This window comes from Parendozoicomonas sp. 2304DJ65-17, from assembly GCF_058148445.1.
In genome coordinates, this window is record NZ_JBYVJV010000137.1 from 1 (window position 1) to 233 (window position 233).

Consider the following 233-nt stretch of genomic DNA (forward strand, 5'->3'; position numbering starts at 1 on the left):
CATCGACCTGTGACAGCACATCCACAAAGTCTTCGTACCAATCACGGGTACGGGAATAACGGTGAGGCTGGTAGATCATCAACAGACGCTTTTCTGGCCAGCCCTTACGAATAGCGGCGACAGTTGCAGAAACCTCAAGGGGGTGGTGACCGTAGTCATCGACAAACATAACTTCGCCGACACCTGTCTGGTAATTGCCATAAACCTGGAAGTGACGACCAACCCCCTGGAAA

The 233-nt window shown here is 51.9% G+C and carries 1 protein-coding gene; it reads right to left on the bottom strand.

The features are described from left to right. The coding region (locus ACY2RR_RS24805) for a glutamate ligase domain-containing protein (RefSeq protein WP_490110867.1) at positions 1 to 233 on the bottom strand (233 nt) is incomplete at both ends.